This is a genomic window from Ureibacillus massiliensis 4400831 = CIP 108448 = CCUG 49529, from assembly GCF_000772965.1.
GTDB lineage: Bacteria > Bacillota > Bacilli > Bacillales_A > Planococcaceae > Ureibacillus > Ureibacillus massiliensis.
In genome coordinates this window covers 195,002-214,587 of sequence record NZ_JPVQ01000001.1, presented here as the reverse complement: position 1 = coordinate 214,587, position 19,586 = coordinate 195,002, and the positions used below count along the sequence as shown (strand labels likewise).

Annotated in this window: 20 protein-coding genes; 6 read left to right on the top strand and 14 right to left on the bottom strand. The window is 36.3% G+C overall.

Annotated elements, in window-relative coordinates; translation table 11 throughout:
• Nucleotides 1-49: 49 nt before the first annotated feature.
• The 3 genes from argS to speB all read right to left on the bottom strand — a co-directional run bounded on the left by argS (nucleotide 50) and on the right by speB (nucleotide 3,538).
• Complete coding sequence (gene argS, locus CD30_RS01075) at nucleotides 50-1,717, bottom strand: arginine--tRNA ligase (RefSeq protein WP_036171161.1); 1,668 nt, start codon at nucleotides 1,715-1,717, stop codon at nucleotides 50-52.
• The gene (locus CD30_RS01070) at nucleotides 1,714-2,160 is read right to left on the bottom strand and encodes a YwiB family protein (protein ID WP_036171159.1); all 447 of its coding nucleotides are present in this window, start codon (nucleotides 2,158-2,160) and stop codon (nucleotides 1,714-1,716) included. The genes argS and CD30_RS01070 overlap by 4 nt, the downstream gene beginning before the upstream one ends.
• Before the next feature lie 505 nt (nucleotides 2,161-2,665).
• Nucleotides 2,666-3,538, bottom strand: coding sequence for an agmatinase (speB, locus tag CD30_RS01065; protein ID WP_036171157.1), 873 nt, complete (start codon nucleotides 3,536-3,538; stop codon nucleotides 2,666-2,668).
• Nucleotides 3,539-3,987: 449 nt separating this feature from the next.
• Between speB and CD30_RS01060 the strand changes: the two genes are divergently transcribed.
• Nucleotides 3,988-6,042, top strand: a complete 2,055-nt coding sequence (locus tag CD30_RS01060; RefSeq protein WP_036171154.1) for a transglycosylase domain-containing protein — start codon at nucleotides 3,988-3,990, stop codon at nucleotides 6,040-6,042.
• Nucleotides 6,043-6,376: 334 nt separating this feature from the next.
• Here CD30_RS01060 and CD30_RS01055 read toward each other — a convergent pair whose 3' ends face one another.
• Nucleotides 6,377-6,895: a YwhD family protein gene (locus tag CD30_RS01055; protein WP_036171151.1), complete on the bottom strand. Its 519-nt coding sequence runs from the start codon at nucleotides 6,893-6,895 to the stop codon at nucleotides 6,377-6,379.
• 70 nt (nucleotides 6,896-6,965) lie between these two features.
• Here CD30_RS01055 and CD30_RS01050 point away from each other — a divergent pair, with 70 nt between their 5' ends.
• A complete protein-coding gene (locus tag CD30_RS01050; RefSeq protein ID WP_036171148.1) occupies nucleotides 6,966-7,154 on the top strand; it encodes a 2-hydroxymuconate tautomerase in 189 nt (62 codons plus the stop codon).
• Nucleotides 7,155-7,302: 148 nt separating this feature from the next.
• Here CD30_RS01050 and CD30_RS01045 read toward each other — a convergent pair whose 3' ends face one another.
• Nucleotides 7,303-8,622 (bottom strand): HD domain-containing protein, encoded by a 1,320-nt coding sequence (locus CD30_RS01045; protein ID WP_036171459.1) that lies wholly within the window; start codon nucleotides 8,620-8,622, stop codon nucleotides 7,303-7,305.
• 163 nt (nucleotides 8,623-8,785) lie between these two features.
• Nucleotides 8,786-9,010 carry a YuzB family protein gene (locus CD30_RS01040; RefSeq protein ID WP_036171145.1) on the bottom strand — a complete coding sequence of 75 codons (225 nt, stop codon included), beginning with the start codon at nucleotides 9,008-9,010 and terminating at the stop codon, nucleotides 8,786-8,788.
• A 269-nt stretch (nucleotides 9,011-9,279) separates the two neighbouring features.
• Here CD30_RS01040 and CD30_RS01035 point away from each other — a divergent pair, with 269 nt between their 5' ends.
• On the top strand, nucleotides 9,280-9,951 hold the full coding sequence (locus CD30_RS01035; RefSeq protein ID WP_036171142.1) for an RsfA family transcriptional regulator: 672 nt from the start codon (nucleotides 9,280-9,282) through the stop codon (nucleotides 9,949-9,951).
• Nucleotides 9,952-10,039: 88 nt separating this feature from the next.
• Here CD30_RS01035 and CD30_RS01030 read toward each other — a convergent pair whose 3' ends face one another.
• Nucleotides 10,040-10,873 (bottom strand): lipoate--protein ligase family protein, encoded by an 834-nt coding sequence (locus CD30_RS01030; protein WP_036171139.1) that lies wholly within the window; start codon nucleotides 10,871-10,873, stop codon nucleotides 10,040-10,042.
• 206 nt (nucleotides 10,874-11,079) lie between these two features.
• Here CD30_RS01030 and hemQ point away from each other — a divergent pair, with 206 nt between their 5' ends.
• Nucleotides 11,080-11,829, top strand: a complete 750-nt coding sequence (gene hemQ / locus CD30_RS01025) for a hydrogen peroxide-dependent heme synthase (RefSeq protein ID WP_036171134.1) — start codon at nucleotides 11,080-11,082, stop codon at nucleotides 11,827-11,829.
• A gap of 60 nt (nucleotides 11,830-11,889) precedes the next feature.
• On the opposite strand, the gene CD30_RS20265 is transcribed toward hemQ, so the two are convergent.
• The gene (locus CD30_RS20265; protein WP_036171130.1) at nucleotides 11,890-12,054 is read right to left on the bottom strand and encodes a hypothetical protein; all 165 of its coding nucleotides are present in this window, start codon (nucleotides 12,052-12,054) and stop codon (nucleotides 11,890-11,892) included.
• A gap of 684 nt (nucleotides 12,055-12,738) precedes the next feature.
• On the opposite strand from CD30_RS20265, the gene CD30_RS01015 reads away from it, so the two are divergent.
• Nucleotides 12,739-13,218 carry a spore coat protein GerQ gene (locus CD30_RS01015; protein WP_235801980.1) on the top strand — a complete coding sequence of 160 codons (480 nt, stop codon included), beginning with the start codon at nucleotides 12,739-12,741 and terminating at the stop codon, nucleotides 13,216-13,218.
• 55 nt (nucleotides 13,219-13,273) lie between these two features.
• Here CD30_RS01015 and CD30_RS01010 read toward each other — a convergent pair whose 3' ends face one another.
• The 6 genes from CD30_RS01010 to CD30_RS00985 form a co-directional block, all read right to left on the bottom strand.
• A complete protein-coding gene (locus CD30_RS01010) occupies nucleotides 13,274-14,959 on the bottom strand; it encodes a methyl-accepting chemotaxis protein (RefSeq protein WP_036171127.1) in 1,686 nt (561 codons plus the stop codon).
• 174 nt (nucleotides 14,960-15,133) lie between these two features.
• Complete coding sequence (locus CD30_RS01005; RefSeq protein WP_036171124.1) at nucleotides 15,134-16,315, bottom strand: M20 family metallopeptidase; 1,182 nt, start codon at nucleotides 16,313-16,315, stop codon at nucleotides 15,134-15,136.
• 290 nt (nucleotides 16,316-16,605) lie between these two features.
• Complete coding sequence (locus tag CD30_RS01000) at nucleotides 16,606-16,986, bottom strand: DUF423 domain-containing protein (RefSeq protein ID WP_036171121.1); 381 nt, start codon at nucleotides 16,984-16,986, stop codon at nucleotides 16,606-16,608.
• Between the two features lie 43 nt (nucleotides 16,987-17,029).
• Nucleotides 17,030-17,305: a YwdI family protein gene (locus tag CD30_RS00995; protein ID WP_036171118.1), complete on the bottom strand. Its 276-nt coding sequence runs from the start codon at nucleotides 17,303-17,305 to the stop codon at nucleotides 17,030-17,032.
• Entirely contained in the window at nucleotides 17,302-17,478 is a 177-nt protein-coding gene (locus CD30_RS20490) for a hypothetical protein (protein ID WP_036171115.1), read from the bottom strand. Before CD30_RS20490 ends, CD30_RS00995 begins: the two co-directional genes overlap by 4 nt.
• Before the next feature lie 86 nt (nucleotides 17,479-17,564).
• A complete protein-coding gene (locus tag CD30_RS00985) occupies nucleotides 17,565-18,239 on the bottom strand; it encodes a uracil-DNA glycosylase (protein WP_036171112.1) in 675 nt (224 codons plus the stop codon).
• Nucleotides 18,240-18,615: 376 nt separating this feature from the next.
• Here CD30_RS00985 and thiD point away from each other — a divergent pair, with 376 nt between their 5' ends.
• Nucleotides 18,616-19,446, top strand: coding sequence for a bifunctional hydroxymethylpyrimidine kinase/phosphomethylpyrimidine kinase (thiD, locus tag CD30_RS00980; protein WP_036171109.1), 831 nt, complete (start codon nucleotides 18,616-18,618; stop codon nucleotides 19,444-19,446).
• The last annotated feature ends 140 nt before the right edge of the window (nucleotides 19,447-19,586 follow it).

Sequence of the window (19,586 nt, the reverse complement as noted above, 5' to 3'; positions counted from 1 at the left end):
TTTCCGAATTCACAAAAAAAGCCCCCTACGGTTAGGGGACTAAACTGTTCTACATTTTTTCTGGTGCGCTAACACCGATTAATTTCAATGCATTTGCAAGTGTGATACGTACAGCATTAATAAGCGCTAAACGAGCCTCTGTTAATTCTTTATTATCAGGATTTAATACTTTTTCAGCATTGTAGAAGCTATGGAAGCTTGCTGCTAGTTCTTGAATGAAGTTCGCAACTCTATGCGGTGTTCTATGTTTAGCAGCTTCAGCCACGATTTGTGGGAATGAGCCAACTTTTTTCAATACTTCTTCTTCTTTTTCAGCAGTCAATAAATCTAGGTTTTCTAGTGAAGATGCAAAGCCTTGCTCCTTGGCAGAGCGTAAAATTGAACAAATACGTGCATGAGCATATTGTGCATAGTAAACCGGGTTTTCATTTGATTGTGAAACAGCTAAGTCTAAGTCGAAGTCCATATGAGAATCACAAGCAGTTTTTACGAAGTAATAACGAACTGCATCTAATCCTACTTCTTCTACTAAGTCTCGCATCGTAACAGCATTCCCTGTACGTTTACTCATTTTATATTTTTCGCCATTTTTATATAGCTGAACCATTTGAATAACTTCGACTTCTAATTTATCACGATCATAACCAAGCGCTTGAATGGCAGCTTTCATACGAGGGATATATCCGTGGTGGTCCGCACCCCAAATATTGATTAGCTTATCAAAGCCGCGTTGAATTTTATCTTCGTGGTATGCGATATCAGGTGTTAAGTATGTGAATGAGCCATCAGATTTCACTAATACACGGTCCTTGTCATCTCCAAATGTTGTAGAGCGGAACCAAGTAGCACCTTCCTCTTCAAATACATGACCGTTTGCTTTTAATTTATCTAAAGCAACCTCGATTTTTCCGTTTTTATATAATGAAGTTTCTGAATACCAAACATCAAAACGAACACGGAAGTTTTCTAAATCTCTTTTTAATTTATCTAATTCAAGCTGTAACCCATTTTCGCGGAAGAAATTAAAGCGCTCTTCATCTGATTTTTCTAAAATGGAGTTACCGTATTTTTCAGCAAGTTTAGAAGCAATGTCAATAATATCTTGCCCATGATAACCGTCCTCTGGCATTTCTGCTTCTAATCCTAAAGCTTGTTTATAACGTGCTTCTAATGAATAAGCAAGATTGTTGATTTGATTGCCTGCATCGTTAATATAGTATTCTCGAGAAACCGAATAACCAGCAAAATCTAACACATTACATAAAGAATCCCCAAATGCAGCACCACGAGCATGTCCTAAATGTAAGTCACCAGTTGGGTTTGCTGACACGAACTCCACTTGAATTTTCTCGCCGTTCCCACTTGTCGAACGACCATAATTTTCACCTTGTTCTTTAACAGCTTTTACAACAGCGGCAAGGAAGTCTTTACGAACAGTAATGTTAATAAAACCAGGGCCCGCAATATCGACTTTCTCAATATCTGTACCTTCAGTTACAAGGTTTTCTACTATACTTTCTGCAATGGCGCGAGGTGGCTTTTTCGCGATTTTCGTTAATTGCATCGCAAGATTCGTTGCAAAGTCACCATTCGCTTTATCTTTTGGTGTCTCTAAATGTATGTTTAATTCTGAAGTTGATTCGACTAACTCCGCTTTTATTACCGCTTCTGCTAAAGCGTCTTTTATCGATTGTTGTAATTGTTCTACTGCATTCATGCTTTACCCTCCGAATATTGTATTTCCAATTGATATTCCCCTACGGATTGTCCTCCAATGATCAAATCATATTGAACGTTGAAATTTCCTTCTATTGAATTATTATCATTATGTACATGAGTTAATCGATGCGTCTTTGTCAGTATTGGTAAAGTTCCGTATTCTGTATCATAATGACCATTTTGTTTTTCTTGTAAATTAAATGGTAGCCTCATTTTGACGCCTCCACTTCTTAATATAAATGCGTTGTGGTCATTCATTTTTACAGTCGTTCTAATCGTCTTCCCATCTAACACTTCTTCGTATCGTAAATACATTTTGTTTGATTTTCGAATAAAGGATCCCTGTAACCACAATTCATAAGATTCGTGATCCCCTTCTGTTGGGCGAATCGTTGAATTTAATTTAATCTTCACGTTTTTTTCAATATCTAACGTCGTCATGTTTGTGGTCACTTCCCTTTTCCTTTTATAACCTATTTATTATAGGATGAAAGATAGAGATTAATCAAGACGGAACTATAAAGTTTGGGGTTCTAATAAAATGATCGTAAAAATTTGTGAAAGTATTCGATTGAGTTTGTGTTCGAATTTTTATCGATCTATTTTGTGTCCGTATCGATCTATTTTGTGTCTATATCGCCCTATTTTGTGTCTATATCACCCTATTTTGTGTCCGTATCGCCCTTCTCAATTTTCTACCTTTTTTATCGCCCTGTTTTGTGTCTGTATCGACCTATTTTGTGTCCGTATCGCCCTTCTCAATTTTCCACCTTTTTTATCGCCCTGTTTTGTGTCTGAATCGATCTATTTTGTGTCTATATCACCCTATTTGTGTCTATATCGCCCTGTTTTGTGTCCGTATCGCCCCTCCCCGTTTCAAACCCCCATCCTCCATCTACAAATTAAAAAAGCATGGAGAATTCATTTCCCCATGCTGCTTAATTATTTATTTCACCCAACCGAGTATCATTTCACGAATGAATTTGCTTGCGATGTTAGCAGTCATTTCAGAATGATCGTAAACGGGAGCTACCTCCACTAAGTCAAAGCCCACTACATTCACTCCACTTCCAGCAATTGCATGGATGGATGCTAATAATTCTTTTGAAGTAATACCACCTGCATCAACCGTTCCTGTGCCGGGAGCATGTGCAGGATCTAATACATCAATATCGATTGTTACATAAACATTGCGCCCTGCTAAGCTTGGAAGCACTTCTTTTAAAGGCTCTAGCACTTCAAATTTTGAAATGTGCATGCCATTTTCGCGTGCCCAATCAAACTCTTCTTTCATACCTGAACGAATACCAAAGGAATAAACATTTTTCGGACCGATATGCTCTGCAATTTTACGAATAGGTGTTGAATGGGATAATGGTTCTCCTTCATATTCAGTACGTAAATCTGTATGGGCATCAAAGTGAATAATCGCTAAATCATTATACTTTTCATAAACTGCCTTCATTACAGGCCAAGAAACTAAATGCTCCCCACCCATACCAACAGGAATTTTCCCATCAGCCAACACTTTTTTCACAAAGTCCTCGATTAAATCTAATGATTTTTGCGCATTACCAAATGGCAACGGAATATCACCAGCATCGAAATATTTTACATCGTCTAATTCACGATCTAAATATGGACTATACTCTTCTAAACCAATTGAAACTTCACGAATACGCGCAGGACCAAAACGTGAACCAGGGCGATAGCTAACTGTCCAATCCATTGGCATTCCATAAAGCACTACTTTCGATTCCTCATAATTTGGATGACTTTTAATAAAAACATTACCTGAATATGTTTCATCAAATCTCATATCACAATCACCTACTAATATTATTTTTTCCAAATTTACTTTTCCCATATCCTAGAGCGTTTATAGTACATTAAACGAACCTAATTTATTCCCCAATATTCAACTGGATAAATTTCGGTCCCTACTTGCACATAAAACCTATACCCCATCACTTTTATTGCATCCTGCCAAATAGCCAGAAAATTACGAATACCACAAAAATGAAACTTTTTTCGTGTTTTTCCGTATAATTTTATATACAATTTAGCAAGAAAATACAACTTTTTGTCTTAAATCTGCGACAAAAGGATATTTTTCCTAAGGGATATGTTGAAAATATAATTTTTGTTCCGCAAAAAAGTATAGTGCTTTTTAGACAAAGTGCAACAGTTTTTTTAAGTATACATTCGATTAAACGATAAGTGAAAGGTCTATACTATCGTTAATTGGAGAGATTGGGGTGAATAGGGTTGAAAAGACGTAGCTACTTTCGTAAAAAAAGACGACATAAGTGGTTGAAGATTACTGTACTAACACTTGTCGGATTTATTTGTGCAATAGCTTTCGGGCTGTTGTCATTGCGAATATACGCTCAAATTGCAGGGGCTCCACCTCTTACTATACCGAAAGCATCCGTATTTTTAGATAGTAATGGCAATAAAATCGGGGATTATTATACAGAAGAACGTCGTTACTGGGTCGAACTTGAAGACATTTCACCTTATTTAGTTGATGCAACCATCGCAGTGGAAGATAAAGAATTTTATTCACATAACGGATTTGATTACTCTCGAATTGTTAGTGCCATTATTAAAGATTTAAAAACACAAAGTATGGCTGAAGGTGCTAGCACAATCACTCAGCAGCTAGCTCGTAATCTTTATCTTACATTAGACAAAACATGGACGAGAAAAATCAATGAAGCACTTTATGCTTACAGACTAGAAGTCTTTTATTCAAAGGATGAAATATTAGAAGGATACCTAAACACTGTGAACTATGGGCACGGCATGTATGGCGTAGAAGCTGCAAGCCAGTATTATTTCAGTAAATCTGCTAGTGAATTGACATTAGCTGAATCTGCAATGCTTGCTGGAATTCCAAAAGGTCCTAGTATTTATTCACCGATTAACGATTTTGAGAAAGCATCAAATCGTCAAAAGTTAATTTTAAGTCTAATGGAAGATCAAAAATTGATTAGCGCAACAGAAAAAGAACGTGCACTTTCTCAACAAATCGTATTAAAAAATGATGAATGGATTGCATCACAAACGATTGCTCCTTATTTCTTAGATACCGTGTGGCAAGAAGCAACGGAAGTTCTTGCAGAAAAAGGACTAAATATTCGTGAAGGTGGATGGACGATTAAAACGACGTTAAATCAATCCCATCAAAAAGCTGCAGAAGAAGCTGTAGCCAATAATATGCCAGATAGTGAGCTGCAAGTCGGTTTTGTAAGTATGGATGTGGATACTGGACACGTTACTGCATTAGTGGGTGGCCGGGATTATCATGAAAGTTCATTTAACCGTGTAACTCAGGCTGTTCGTCAACCTGGTTCATCTATCAAACCTATTTTATATGCGGCTGCATTAGAAAATGGTTTTTCTCCTTTAACTTATTTAGAGGTTGGTGAAACAATTTTCACCTATGATAACGGACGAGCTACTTACAAACCACAAAATGTAAATGGACAATATGCAGACAGTGAGATGTCCCTTGCACAAGCGTTGGCGATTTCAGATAATATTTACGCAGTAAAAACGTTACAAGAAATTGGGTACAATGAATTCCGTGATATGTTGAAACGTTTTGAGTTGAATTATACTGATGAGGATAACCCTTCTGTAGCGTTAGGAACAATCGAATCATCTTTATATGACTTAACTAGTGCATATAACACCATTGCGGCATATGGAAAAAAACATGAGCCAACCACTATTCTTTCCATTCAAAATGCTGAAGGTGAAATTGTATACGATGAAAGTGAGTCGTCTGAAGAAGAACAAGTCCTTACAGAACAGGATGCATTTATATTAACTCAGTTAATGACAGGTATATTTGATCCCGTATTTAGTGACTATTCCCCTGCAACGGGTGTTTCTTTAAGATCTCGTATGACACATACGTATGCTGCTAAATCCGGAACTACACTTAGCGATCAATGGATTATCGGATATACACCAAGTGTTACTGCTGGTGTTTGGAACGGTTACGACCAAGGAAAAACATTATCTGTCCAAGCCGATATGGCCGCATCCAAACAAGTATGGATTGAGTTCATGGAAACAATTAATAAAGATAAACAAAATGAAGTCTTTGAAGTCCCTTCTGGTATTGAAGGAGTCGTTGTTGATATTGAAACCGGTAAGCTTGCCACGGAAGCTTGTCCTAAGCAGCGTCTTGTTTATATGAAGGAAGAGGATATTCCAACTGAGGAATGTACAATCTTTGATGATAACGAATGGGGAGATTTCTTCAACCTATTCCAATTTGAAGCATTCTCTGACATGTTTACTTTTTAACATAATCCATGAAAAAAGCTCTCTCTTATTCGGAATTTATTTCCGTAACAAGAGAGAGCTTTTTTATGGCGTTAGAAAGCATGGGAATCATGGGGCATTTAGCTTGGGAAAGGTTTAAAATGCCGCATAACTCTCATAGCTTTCGTTTCGCCAAGGTGTCCTAGCTACTATTTGAGCTATAAAATTAGTGTACTTTTTTTCAAACTCACTTTCAATAATGGAATGAACTTGAAAAATAACTGTCACAGATTGTTCAATTTTCCACTCTTTATTAACTCACTATTCTTGACAAACCTGTTTTTCAAGAATCAACGAATTATTTTGAAATAATTTTTTACTGAACAGCTAAATCATCCTTCAATTGTTGTTCACTTCGATCCCACATTTCTTGATTATGGGATTTTAAAAATTCTGCTAGCACTTGCTTTGATAAGTCATCCATAAAATCAACCATGATTTTACGTTTCATGGATTTATCCATTTTATTTACATGATCTGCTAATATTTTATAGCCACGGCGTTTTTCTTTATTTACGACCATTTCACAAGCAGTCACCCCAGCATAATAAGGTCCCTCTTCTTTAAAATCAATCGTAACCCAAACGAGCCAATAAGGTTTCCCACCTTCTGAATCCTCACGATTTGTCGTGAACTTAACTCGTCTTTCTACTTCACTTTTTGCATGCATGGCACCGATATCAATAAATCCTCGTTTTTCTTCAATATCGATAAAAACTGGTGTTACATTTTCTAAGGATAAAGAACCAATCCCAAATCCTTTATGTCCATCTGTAGGATCGTTTTTAATGATAGTAAATCCTATCTTTTGTTTTGGTTTTTCTTCACTCGCCATTGTAAATCCCTCCATATATGCCTATTATAAAGAATATAGTTACAATATATCCACTAAGGAGGATGGAAAAATGCCAATCGTTACAGTAAAATTGCTCGAAGGTCGTACAGATGAGCAAAAGAAAGCTTTAGTTGAAAAAGTGACTGAAGCCGTTGTTGAGACAGTAAATGCAAAACGAGAAGCTGTTACAATCGTAATTGAGGAAATGTCTAAAAATCATTATGCTTCTGGTGGCGTAAGAGCAATCGATAAAAATTAGTTATAGCAAATGGGGCATGTCCAAAAGTGAAAAGTACACCACTCTTTTAGGATATGCCCGCCTTTTTAGATGCGATGTCACCATAACGAGCGTCTAATTCAATTGCTTCTTTAGGACAGCTCCATCTCTCGCATGCCCTCCCCTAATACTAGTCTCTTAACACCTTTTGCAATCTTTCTTTTAAAACGACACTAATATTTTTATCTTCTAATATTTCTTTCGGATAATACACTTTATGATCCGTTTTAATCCTGCCTGCAATGGCATCTACTAAAAAGGATTCTTTAGATAGCTCTCGTATCTCTCCGTTTGGCTTTTCTAAGAAAATAGGTATTCTTGGACTTTCCTTTCCTGGACGGTAAAAATCATATGGTAAATCGGATGTGCAATCATGATATAAATAATATTCGATATCAATGCCACTTCGAACTAGTAATGTCTTTAACTCTTCGTATCTTTCAGGCTCTTCTTCTGGATTCATACTTGTATACCCAAAGAGCTTACGATTCACAAATCTTTTACATAAATCACTTAAAATCAAGTCCTCTTCCTTCATCCAGTATTGGAAATAGGTTAGTAAAATATATTCATCTAGTGAAAGGTATTCTTCTAATGTAATATTCTTTTCAAAAAAGGATTTAAAATGAGTCGGCTCATGTTTGAATGAATATCCTTCTTTATTTAATTGTTTTGCTCTTTTTAAAATATTATTTAACAATACTTCCGCACTGCGTGAAACAGGATGAAAGTAGACTTGTAAATACATTTGATAGCGCGACATTATATAATCTTCGACGGCATGCATACCACTAGATTTAATCACGACTTGTCCTTTACGAGGGCGCATGACACGTAGAATTCGTTCCATATCAAAATGACCATAGCTTACACCTGTGTAATAAGCATCTCTTTGTAGATAGTCCATACGATCTGCATCGATTTGGCTAGAGATTAAGCTAACAACTAATGCATTCGGATATTTTTTCTCGATAACTTGGGCAACCTTTTCAGGGAAATCTTCTGAAACTTTCCTCAAGATGGCATTCACTTCTGTATCCTCTAACAATATGCGTCTTGTAAAATATTCGTGATCTGTATGGAACACATTTTCAAATGCATGGGAAAATGGACCATGACCTAGATCGTGTAATAACGCTGCGCACAAAATGAGAAGACGTTCACTCTCATCCCATTCTGGGCGACCCCGAAATACATCGTCTACAATTCTTCTTACGATTTCATACACTCCTAATGAATGATTAAACCGACTATGCTCTGCACCGTGAAATACAAGGTAAGTTGTTCCTAGCTGCCTAATACGACGTAATCTCTGAAACTCTTTTGTGCCGATAAGATCCCAAATTACTTGATCTCGCACATGAATATATCGGTGTACAGGATCTTTAAATACTTTTTCTTCTACTAATTTTGCATTTGCATAATTTTTCACTGTTAGCACACCACCCATTCCCATTATCTTACTTTCATTATATGTGACTTTTCATCTATTTTCACTTCATATCTTACAATCAAATATATTCTATAAAAATTTTTAATAAAAATAATAAAGCTATCTCCATTCGAACAGAGATAGCTTTTTAGGGGTGATTCTATCCACCCGTACATTATGATTAACCTTTTAATTTCGCTTTTACTTTTTCCATCAATTCTTCTTCAGTTAATGCATTTACAGGTCGACCATTTACAAATGTGAAGGTTTTTTTTCGTCCTGGTCCGCAATATGAATGGCAGCCAATTTCAATCGTTGCTTCTGGATCCAATTGTTTTAATTTCGGAATTAACGTTTTTAAATTAACGGCCTGACATTCATCGCAAACTTTAAATTCGTTTGCCATATTCGTCAACAACCCTTTCTATTTGTATATTTTAACTCTTAAGTAGAGAGATTATTTACAAGGATTTCAAATCTAAATGCTATTTTAGCCTATTAAGAAGTATTCATTCAAGCATTAAACGATTATATCCGTCAAAGGTCTGAAACCAATTCAATCAAAAAATTCAAAAAAATTTCCTATTAATATAATAAATATGAATATTTTTCTAAAAAAATGGCGAAGATACATTTTGAACAAATAAAACTATTAACATCGCAGGAGGTAAAATAATGGTCAAAGTTAGACAGGATGCTTGGTTAAAAGAAAACGATGAACTTTTGGCAGAAGCGGTATTGCGCCATGTCAAAGAAGGGAGTACACAATTAAATGCTTTTGAAGAAGCTGGAGATGCATTAAATCGTACAGCTGCTGCATGCGGTTTCCGTTGGAATGCGGTTGTTCGTCGTTTATATGAAAAAGAACTAGCCGAAGCTAAAAAAGAAAGAAAAGAGAGAATGCGAGTATTAGGAATGAACGGTAGACGCCGTAATCAAGGTGTTTATTTACTACCAAGTTCTCAAAGTAGTGAAGAAACAAAATCTATTCCTCTATCTGCTCTTAATCTAGATATTGTGATTGCATATTTACTTCGCCTACAGCATAACAGTGGCTCAGACAATGAAGCTATTAAGTGGCGTCAAATTGCAAATGCAGCAACTGAGAAAATTAAAGATCTAGAAAGAACTATTAAACAACTCGAAACTGAAAATAAAGAGATTCGAGAAGACTATGAGCAATTCGTACAAATTATGAATCGCGCTCGTAGACTCGTAACACTAGAAGAAGATGAACAACGTATTGCACCTGTTTTTAAAATGGAGAAAAACGGCAATCTCGTTGCAAATTATTCTACTACTAGTAACGCTGAAAGTGGAAAAGAAAACGTGGATGTGCCTAATTAAGCACATCCGCGTATTTTTACTTTCATAGACGATTAGTTTTTTATTTTCTTATGCTAAGAGTTTTGTTTACTAAACTTACTTTCATATTCTATTTCTCTAATGTGAGCATTTTTTTATTACGTTCTAACACTCTGTTCATATAAAAAGTATAGTACTCTGTTTCATTATCATTCAAAACTTGAAGTTTCATATCCCCTGTAGATTGTAAAATAGTTTGCAGTCGCAACACCGTTTCATAAACAGTAAGTTGTCGATTCATCAATTCACTTAAGCTTGCCATAACTTCTGGATTAATTTGTGGATAAGCAAACTTAGTCTTTTCATCTTTTAGACTTATTTGATAAAACTTCCGGATGAGCTCAGCTCTGGCACTGCCACTACCTTCAATACATAAATAAATCTGCACCGCAATACCTTGTCGCATTCTACGTTGAGATATACCAGCAAACTTCTTGCCTCCGATACTCAGATCATAGGAACCTGGACAATAGGAGCCAACAATTTCATATGCTTCAATTTGATCCGCAACCTCAGGAAATAGCATTTTAATCAAATCTACCATCGCTTCATAGCCATTATTAATACTAATGGATTGTTCATTTTCACTTAATACAAGCGATATGTTTAATACACCTGAATCTAGTACTACTGCTAATCCACCAGAGTTTCTCACAATTGCTTTATAATCATTTGATTCTAACCATTCGATTCCGTCTTGAATATAAGGTAAGCGGTGATCCTGAATTCCTAATACAACAGAGTTTTCATGTACCCAAGTGCGAACTGTAGGAGCACTCATCCCCTGTCCCACAATGTGACATAGTGTGTCATCCATTGCAAAGGATTCAAGCGGAGTTCTTTGTAAAAAGCTGATGGATTGATCGATAAAACGCCAACTATTTTGATTTAATAATTGATTCATTTTCACTAATGCTCCTAAATCGTCTATTTTGATTTGGTTTTATTTACTTTCAAGCATACACGATTCACTTTTTCTTTAAAAGTGGGCACACTACTTTTGGAATTGAATAAATTCACCAATTTGTAGTATTCAAATCAAGGAAATTGTTAGATTTTATGCTAAGATTGTGAATGAAAACGATAATCAATTAAGGGAGTGTTCATACAATGAATGAAGCAGCTATTACATTAGACGGCTGGTACTGTTTACACGATTTCCGAGCTATTGACTGGACTTCATGGAAATTAGTTTCTGAAGAAGAACGCACGAAAGCAGTTGATGAGTTCGTACAATACTTAGAAAAATTAAATGAAGCACATGTTGCAAACACTGGTTCACATGCGTTTTATTCAATTTTAGGACAAAAAGCAGACTTCATGCTAATGATTCTTCGTGAAACACCAGAAGAGCTACAAGAGCTTGAAGCAGAGTTCAATAAGCTTGCCATTGCTGATTTTACTGTTCCTACTTATTCTTACGTCTCAGTCGTAGAACTTTCAAACTACTTAGCAAAAGGCTCTGACGAAGATCCATATCAAAACCCACATGTGCGTGCACGACTTTACCCTGAATTACCACGCACGAAATACGTATGCTTTTATCCAATGGATAAACGTCGTGAAGGTAATGACAACTGGTACATGCTTTCTATGGATGAACGTAGAGAATTAATGAGATCTCATGGTTTAATCGGACGTAGTTATGCTGGTAAAGTAAAACAATACATTACTGGATCTGTTGGTTTTGATGACCATGAGTGGGGCGTTACATTATTCTCTGATGATATGCTACAATTCAAAAAAATCGTATACGAAATGCGTTTTGACGAAGTATCAGCTCGCTACGGTGAATTTGGCGAATTCCTTGTAGGAAACATCCTTGACTACGATAAATTAGTTAAGTTCTTAACTGTTTAATAAGACTGACCATAAGAAAGGACGACTCAAATCAATTAGACCTGAGTCGCCCTTTTATTTTTATTCATCATTCGATTTTAATATTAATATGATTGTATTAATAAAGAAGCCAATGAATAAGATTAAAATAAATAAGTACCAATGCACTGGTTGATTATAAAATCCTGCAACTATAAAAGCGATAACTGCACTAATAATGATAGCAATCCACGTACCAAACTGCATTTTAACCAACCCCTCATTAGTTATTTTCGAATATTCATACTCCTTATTTCAAAATTTACAACCGTTAAATTAACCGTTCATAACATATCTTTTCCCCTATTTTATTGACAAAATGACACATTTATACAACTTTTACACACTATTTTTTACACCCTAAAATGCCATTGCTATACAATTTTCTACATTTTTATCATTTTTTATTCTGAAACATATACTGATGCATACATTTATTTTGAGGAGGTATGAGCTATTGCTGTAATTGCTGCTAATGATGCTCAAATCCAATTACTCGCAAGATTAATGCGTGCAGAGGCTGAAGTGATGGGAATCTCGGGATGCTTAGTTTGCAATGTCGGTGTCAATCGTGTCCGTGCTGACTGCCTCGATTACGAAAATATTCGCTCTATTGAAAATTAATTTTTAAAAGTTCTCGAGGGTTTAGGACTCAGGAAAAATTTACTTTTACTAGCGATCAAGACCTCAAATTTTTGCATTAGCTAGACGTGTAGTAAATGATGAACTTTCTTTTGCCCATGGACCGAGCTTTGTGATTTTTTATGCCTACAGGGAATTGCCCGAGCACAGTGGTATTATCACTGTAAAAGTTTAAATCCCATGTATCTATGCCTCTAATCAGGGCGTTTGTCCTGGAATCTAAATTTAAAATTGAAAGGATGTTTTTGGTTGACTTATTATTATTGGAATCATAACAATCAGCAACAACAACCCTTTACTACTAGTCCACAATACCCGTTCCCAGCTCAAACACCTAGTCAAACACCTAATCAAACACAACAAATGACTACACCAGCCTTCCCTAGTACTGCCTCAATGGCGCCAGCTGGAATACCAACATTTACAACTAGCGCAGGAGGAGCTCGTGGAGAAGAATCTTATATCGAGAATATTCTACGATTAAATCGTGGAAAAGAAGCTGTTTTTTCTTTCACCATTCCATCAGCTGTAGGAACAAATGAAAGCGGAAATACTGTACTCGTTCGTGGAGTTGTTGTTGAAGCTGGTAGAGACCACGCTGTCATTCGTGAGTTTCAAACAGACCACTATTACCTATTCCCGATGATTTATTTTGATTACGCTAGATTTGAAGAACCAATTACTTACTTACGTGGGGGATCAGTTGTTAATCCAAATGCCAGACAATAATGCTGTAATTGTAAAGCCCACTTCAAACTAACGAGGTTTGAAGTGGGCTTCTTTGTCAGATTTTAAATTTTTGAACTTGCGTTTGTAAATTTTGTGCTTTTTCGCTTAAATCTACCGCAATCGTGTTTACTTGATCCATTGTAGCAGATTGTTCTTCAATGCTAGCTGCAATCATTTCCACATCATTGGCGGATTTTGTAGAGCCACTAGCGATTTCAGTTACTGACGCTGAAACTTCTTCAGCGCTTGCTGATATTTGTTCTGCAGTAGCAGATATTTCTTCTATTTGAACTTTCATCTTTTCAACAGCTTGAACAATACTTGTGAAAGATTGTCCAGCCTCTCCAATAACTTTAACACCATCGTTTACAGATGTTATGGAGTTATTTACAGCCTTTGTAACATTGTGAGTGTCCTTCTTAATTTCAACGGTTAAAGCAACAATTTGACTAGCAGATTCTTTGGATTCTACCGCAAGTTTACGTACTTCATCTGCTACAACAGCAAAGCCTTTGCCATGCTCCCCTGCTCGTGCTGCTTCAATTGCCGCATTTAAAGCAAGCAAGTTGGTTTGTTCTGTAATATCAGTAATTACTCTTGAAATGGTTTCAATTTCTTCTGTTTGCTTGCTCAGCTTCTGAACTAATTCATTAACAGAAGTAGTAGAGTTGTTGATTGTATTCATTTGTTGCTCTGCCTTGCTTAAAATTGCTTCCCCGTTGCTAGCGGTATCGCTTGCTTCAAGGGATGTAGAATGTAAAGTTTGAGTGGATTCAGCAATGCGCCCTACTCCAGCTGCCGTCTCTTCCATTGCATTTGCACTCTCACTTGCCGCTTTTGCACTACTTTTAGCAATTTGTGCAGTTGCGCTAACTCTGCCTGTTACATCCTCCGTTGTTGCTGAAATTTCTTCAGTACTTGCACTTAGTTGCTGAGCTGCCGCACTTAAATGCTCAGCATTTAACTGTAAATTTTGTACTAATGATCTAAAATTACCTTTCATCGTGTTAATCGCGTTAGCAAGCTGGCCAATTTCATCCTTTGATTTAACATGGATATCCGCCACTGTTAAATCACCCGATGATAAAATTTTAACGGATTCTGCAACAGATTTAATCGGTTTAGAAATCGCTCTATTGACATAGAAAACTAATGCTAATCCTATAAAGATACTAATAATCAATACGATGACTGTTGTAGATTTCGTAATAGCAATTGCAGCATTCGTTTCATTATTGATTGCTGTTAACTGTCCTTTTTGATAGTCAATCATACCCGTTGTAATTTCCGCTAACTCGGCATTGCCTTCTTTTAATAGGTTTGACACTATAATGGACGCTTGTCTTGTTTCTCCAGTATCCACAGCATCTAAGGCTAGTTGTAGATTACTTTTAAATTCTTCATTAAGTGTGATGATTTCACTTAAGTATCCACGCATTGTTTCACTTTGTGCTAACCCGTCTAGCTCCTCAATTTTCGAATCAAATACTCCTTGATAATGAGCTAACTCTTCTTTAGCACGTTGTGAGCCTTCGAGGATAACTTCTCTCACTAATGCACCTTGCATAGAGACAGCATAGCGAATATCATCTGCAACTAGCATTTGATTAACACGACTATCCAAAGCATCACGCATCTTTGTTTCAACATTATTTAAACTGAAAAAACTAATAACTACTGATATACACATTAATACAATTAAAGCGTAGAATGATCCACCTAACTTTGTCCCAATTTTCATGTATGTTCCCTCGTTTACTAGTTTATTTATTTTAAATATTATTATTAAACTATTACACTAAAATATTTATCCCAAAATAATAGATGAAAAAGTAGTAATTTACTAATGTTGTATAATCTTAGGAAGGTGAAAAACATGCTTTCATCATCACTATATCTATTATCATCAAAATTTTTAGTTATCTTGATTATTCAAATATTGAATCGTTGCTAATCCAAGCGTTTTTGCTGCAATCAGCATGGCTCTTTCATCAAAATTGAAGCGGGCGTGGTGATGCGGATAGGCAACCTCCCAAGTCGGATCTTTTGCTCCGGTAATGAAAAATGTGCCTGGAACCTGTTGTAAATAGTAAGCAAAGTCCTCCCCTACCATAAACGGATCACATTCCTTTACCTGCTGCACCTCTTGAATTTGGCTAGCAATCTCTGCGATAAATGCCGTTTCATTTGGATGGTTCACAACCGGTGGATACCCTCTGAAATATTTATATTCATAATTCGCATGAGCACCTTCACAAACGGCTTTTAATAAGTATTCAATCTCACTTTCTATAAATGTACGAATCTCTTCATCAAAAGTTCTTACAGTTCCTTTTAAAATCGCAGTATCCGCAATAACATTAAATGGATTTATCGCTTCAAAATGACCTACTGATATAACTGCTTGTTTTAAAGGGTTTACTCTGCGTGAGACAATAGTTTGGAGCTGAGTAATGAATTGAGAGCCCAGTAAAATAGCATCTATCGAATTATGTGGCTCTGCACCATGACCGCCTTTTCCCTTTACTTCAATTTCAAAGCGGTCCGCAGCTGCCATAATGGGACCATTTTTCACCCAAACGTCACCTAAAGGAGTAGTTGCCCATAAATGTGTGCCAAAAATGACATCTACACCATCTAAGCAACCATCTTCAATCATAGGCTTTGCCCCTCCTGGAGCAATTTCTTCCGCAAATTGATGAATAAATACTACATTTCCTGCCAGTTCTTCTTGCATATCTTTTAATACTTTTGCAAGCCCTAATAGTGTAGCTGTGTGTCCATCATGACCACAGGCGTGCATGACACCTTCAACCTTTGATTTATAAGGTAGGTCATTTAATTCTTGGATGGCAAGTGCATCAAAGTCTGCTCTTAATGCAACGGTTTTTCCTTGTTTCGCACCTCTAAGTGTTGCAACAACGCCCCTTCCACCTACACCTTCTCTCACATCTAGCCCTATTTCACGATGAAAATCTGCAATATATGCAGGTGTATGTACCTCGTGGAATGACAGCTCAGGATTTGCATGTATATATCGTCTAATTGATACCATTTCTTCAAACACTTTATCTAAACCCATTATTAGGTTTTCCACTCTCGACAACCCCTTCATTTTAAAATCTATAACCTTTATAAAACTATTCTACCAAAAATTATAATATTAATAGTTTACCTTATTTAATGAACGAATGTTTTAAGTTGGTTAGGTTACTTAGCATAGAAATTTAATGACTTATAGGAAAATGTATTAGGCTGCGACATAAACATTCGTTTAGCCTATATTGTTAATATCCAAGAGTAAAGCGAGTATACTAGGTTCCAACGCATTTTTTGAGAAAAAAAGAACCACAATGCTTTTGATCATTGTGATTCTTTGGTGTCAGTTTATTTTGCGTGTTTTAATGTAGATACAATTAGTAGAACCCATCCAATTAGGAAGAACACTCCACCGATTGGTGTAATTGCTCCCAAAACTTTAATTCCTGATAATGCCAAGACATATAAACTTCCTGCAAAAAAGATGATTCCTATGTTCATACAAATCGCTGCCCATTTTAATGATTTGCTTGAACCTAGAATTTTTGCACTCATCAATACGCCTATTATGAGGATTGCTGTAGCATGAAACATTTGATATTGAACAGCAGTATTCCAAATCCCTATTCCATAATCATCTAATATACTCTTTAGTGCATGTGCTCCAAAGGCTCCTAACGCCACAGCAAGGAAACCATAAATAGCACCTGAAATAATCGAACCTTTCATTTTTACTTCCCTCAATTTCCTTTTTTATTGTGTTTTTTATTTATTAAAAATCAAACAAAGACTCACCGTTCGCATCCTCTTCTTTTAATTTATTTGAAGGTAGTGATGCTGTATTCTTCATTTGTATCGATTGAACGTTATCTAGTTCCTCATTTTTTTGGAATGTCACAGTTTTATTAGAATTTTGCTCAGCTAATAGGACATCGCATAATGCACGGATTGCAACGATATGTTCACGTATTAATTGGTTGTCATTTACACCCTTTGCAATGCGCGTATGTTTTTCAATTTCATTGAGTATTGTATCGACAGAGATCATCGTTTTCCCTCCTGTGTTTTGGGCACAAACTTCATGCATTCCATACCAGAAGACTGTTTTACAACTACTGAAGGAAGCTGCTTTGTTTTAAATCCATAGGCTGTACATCCACGAGGTCTGTTTTGGTCCCAAGTAACTTTAAAATATTGACATTGAAAACAATTGATTCGCACAACTCTTCCCTCACTTTCTAGTACACTTTATCAGATTACTAAGAGAGAGGAAAGCTTGTCTTTTAAGTTTTATGTAATCTTTTATACTATTCTATACACCAGTCAATCGGTTGCTTTCCCCAAGCTTCAAGCTGTTCATTTATTTTAGAAAATGGCTTACTTCCAAAAAAACCTCTATGAGCACTTAATGGACTTGGATGCGGTGCTTGTAGTATGACATGATGTGCACCTGATTGCCTGATAATAGACTGTTTAGATTGGGCAGGTCTTCCCCAAAGCACAAAAATGATTGGGTCCTGTCTCTTCGCTAATTTTTCTATAACTGCATCTGTAAACTGCTCCCAACCCATTCCTTTATGGGAATTGGCTTCACCTTGACGGACCGTTAGTACTGTATTTAAAAGAAATACTCCTTGCTTTGCCCATTTCATCAAATAGCCATCTTTCGGAATAGGACAACCTATATCACTCTGTAATTCTTGAAAAATATTTCGAAGGCTCGGAGGATGTGGAACTCCAGGCTTAACTGAGAAACACATCCCATGCGCTTGTCCAGGTCCATGGTACGGATCCTGCCCTAAAATAACGACTTTAACATCTTGATAGCTCACGTAAAATGCATTCATGACTTCCTCTTTTGATGGATACACTGTAGTTGTACTGTATTCCTGTGCGACAAATTTTCTGAGCTGTTGATAATATGGTTTTTCAAATTCATCTGCAAGAATTTCTTGCCAGTCATTCTCAAATATTTTTTTCATTCCATAACACCTCTACCTTTCACGGTACTTTATTAGGAATGAAATTTCAATGAATGTTGTCAAGAAGTATCGATTCAGACACAAAACAGAGCGATAACAAGTGTTGCGAAACCAGTTCAACGGTGTGGAGAGCGATTTGGACACAATATAGGGCGATATGGACACAAAATGTATCGATTCAGACACAAAACAGAGCGATATCGACACAAATTAGAGCGATTCAATATAAAGAGCATTACCTATGATAAAGACATTGTTTGAAGTAAGAGTTTCTGACCATGTAATTTTATAAGATTCTGGCTATTTTTATACTATCAGTTCTACTTTATACTTAACTTACAATTACTATACAAATGTAAAAGGAGTTCGATGTAAATTGTTGAAAAAAACATTAACAATTGCCGGATCTGATGCATCTGGTGGTGCAGGATTAGAAGCAGATTTAAAAGCATTTGAAGAGCATAATACTTACGGAATGGCAGCAGTCACAGTGATTGCAACGATGGACCCAGATAACAATTGGAACCATGGCGTTTATACATTACCTATTGATGTATTAAAAGCACAATTAAAAACAGCTTTCTCCACTGGAATCGATGCTTTAAAAACAGGTATGTTATCAACTGAGGAAGTAATTCAAACTTCAGGTGAAGCAATAGCAGCATCAGGAGTGAAAAATGTAGTGATTGATCCTGTGATGGTATGTAAAGGTGAAGATGAAGTATTAAATCCAGGTACTGTTGGTGCAATGATTGAATTTTTATTACCACATGCATTAGTAACAACACCAAACCTTTTTGAAGCAGGACAATTGGCTGGCACTGGTACACCAAAAACGATTGATGAGCTAAAAACAGCAGCAGAAAAAATCCATTCTCTCGGTGCTAAAAACGTCGTGATTAAAGGTGGTCGTGCTCTATCAACAGATAAAGCAGTTGATTTATTCTTCGATGGGGATAAATTCTATTTACTTGAAACAGATAAAGTAGATACCACTTATAACCACGGTGCAGGCTGTACTTTTGCAGCTAGTGTAACGGCTAATTTAGCTAATGGTATGAGTGTGAAAGATGCTGTCTTTGAAGCAAAAGAATTTGTCGCTGCAGGTATTAAACATGGCTGGAAACTAAACCAATTTGTTGGCCCTGTATACCATGGTGCAAAACCTCGCTTAGGTGCACCAGAAGTAACAATTAGAGAAATTTAACTATCCACTCCAAAGTGGTATATTTATGGAAATTTGGAATACTCTATAATGTGTGTATCAAAAACAGCAAATGTGTATATCTTCAAAGAAATCAGATACACGAAAAGCAGTGTGACATCATTTCGCACTGCTTTTTCATT

Bases quoted from the DNA above. Each gene is read 5' to 3' on its own strand.
- argS (WP_036171161.1), bottom strand. From the start codon at position 1,717: ATGAATGCAGTAGAACAATTACAACAATCGATAAAAGACGCTTTAGCA.
- CD30_RS01070 (WP_036171159.1), bottom strand. From the start codon at position 2,160: ATGACGACGTTAGATATTGAAAAAAACGTGAAGATTAAATTAAATTCA.
- speB (WP_036171157.1), bottom strand. From the start codon at position 3,538: ATGAGATTTGATGAAACATATTCAGGTAATGTTTTTATTAAAAGTCAT.
- CD30_RS01055 (WP_036171151.1), bottom strand. From the start codon at position 6,895: ATGGCGAGTGAAGAAAAACCAAAACAAAAGATAGGATTTACTATCATT.
- CD30_RS01050 (WP_036171148.1), top strand. From the start codon at position 6,966: ATGCCAATCGTTACAGTAAAATTGCTCGAAGGTCGTACAGATGAGCAA.
- CD30_RS01045 (WP_036171459.1), bottom strand. From the start codon at position 8,622: ATGGGTGGTGTGCTAACAGTGAAAAATTATGCAAATGCAAAATTAGTA.
- CD30_RS01040 (WP_036171145.1), bottom strand. From the start codon at position 9,010: ATGGCAAACGAATTTAAAGTTTGCGATGAATGTCAGGCCGTTAATTTA.
- CD30_RS01035 (WP_036171142.1), top strand. From the start codon at position 9,280: ATGGTCAAAGTTAGACAGGATGCTTGGTTAAAAGAAAACGATGAACTT.
- CD30_RS01030 (WP_036171139.1), bottom strand. From the start codon at position 10,873: ATGAATCAATTATTAAATCAAAATAGTTGGCGTTTTATCGATCAATCC.
- hemQ (WP_036171134.1), top strand. From the start codon at position 11,080: ATGAATGAAGCAGCTATTACATTAGACGGCTGGTACTGTTTACACGAT.
- CD30_RS20265 (WP_036171130.1), bottom strand. From the start codon at position 12,054: ATGCAGTTTGGTACGTGGATTGCTATCATTATTAGTGCAGTTATCGCT.
- CD30_RS01010 (WP_036171127.1), bottom strand. From the start codon at position 14,959: ATGAAAATTGGGACAAAGTTAGGTGGATCATTCTACGCTTTAATTGTA.
- CD30_RS01000 (WP_036171121.1), bottom strand. From the start codon at position 16,986: ATGAAAGGTTCGATTATTTCAGGTGCTATTTATGGTTTCCTTGCTGTG.
- CD30_RS00995 (WP_036171118.1), bottom strand. From the start codon at position 17,305: ATGATCTCTGTCGATACAATACTCAATGAAATTGAAAAACATACGCGC.
- CD30_RS00985 (WP_036171112.1), bottom strand. From the start codon at position 18,239: ATGAAAAAAATATTTGAGAATGACTGGCAAGAAATTCTTGCAGATGAA.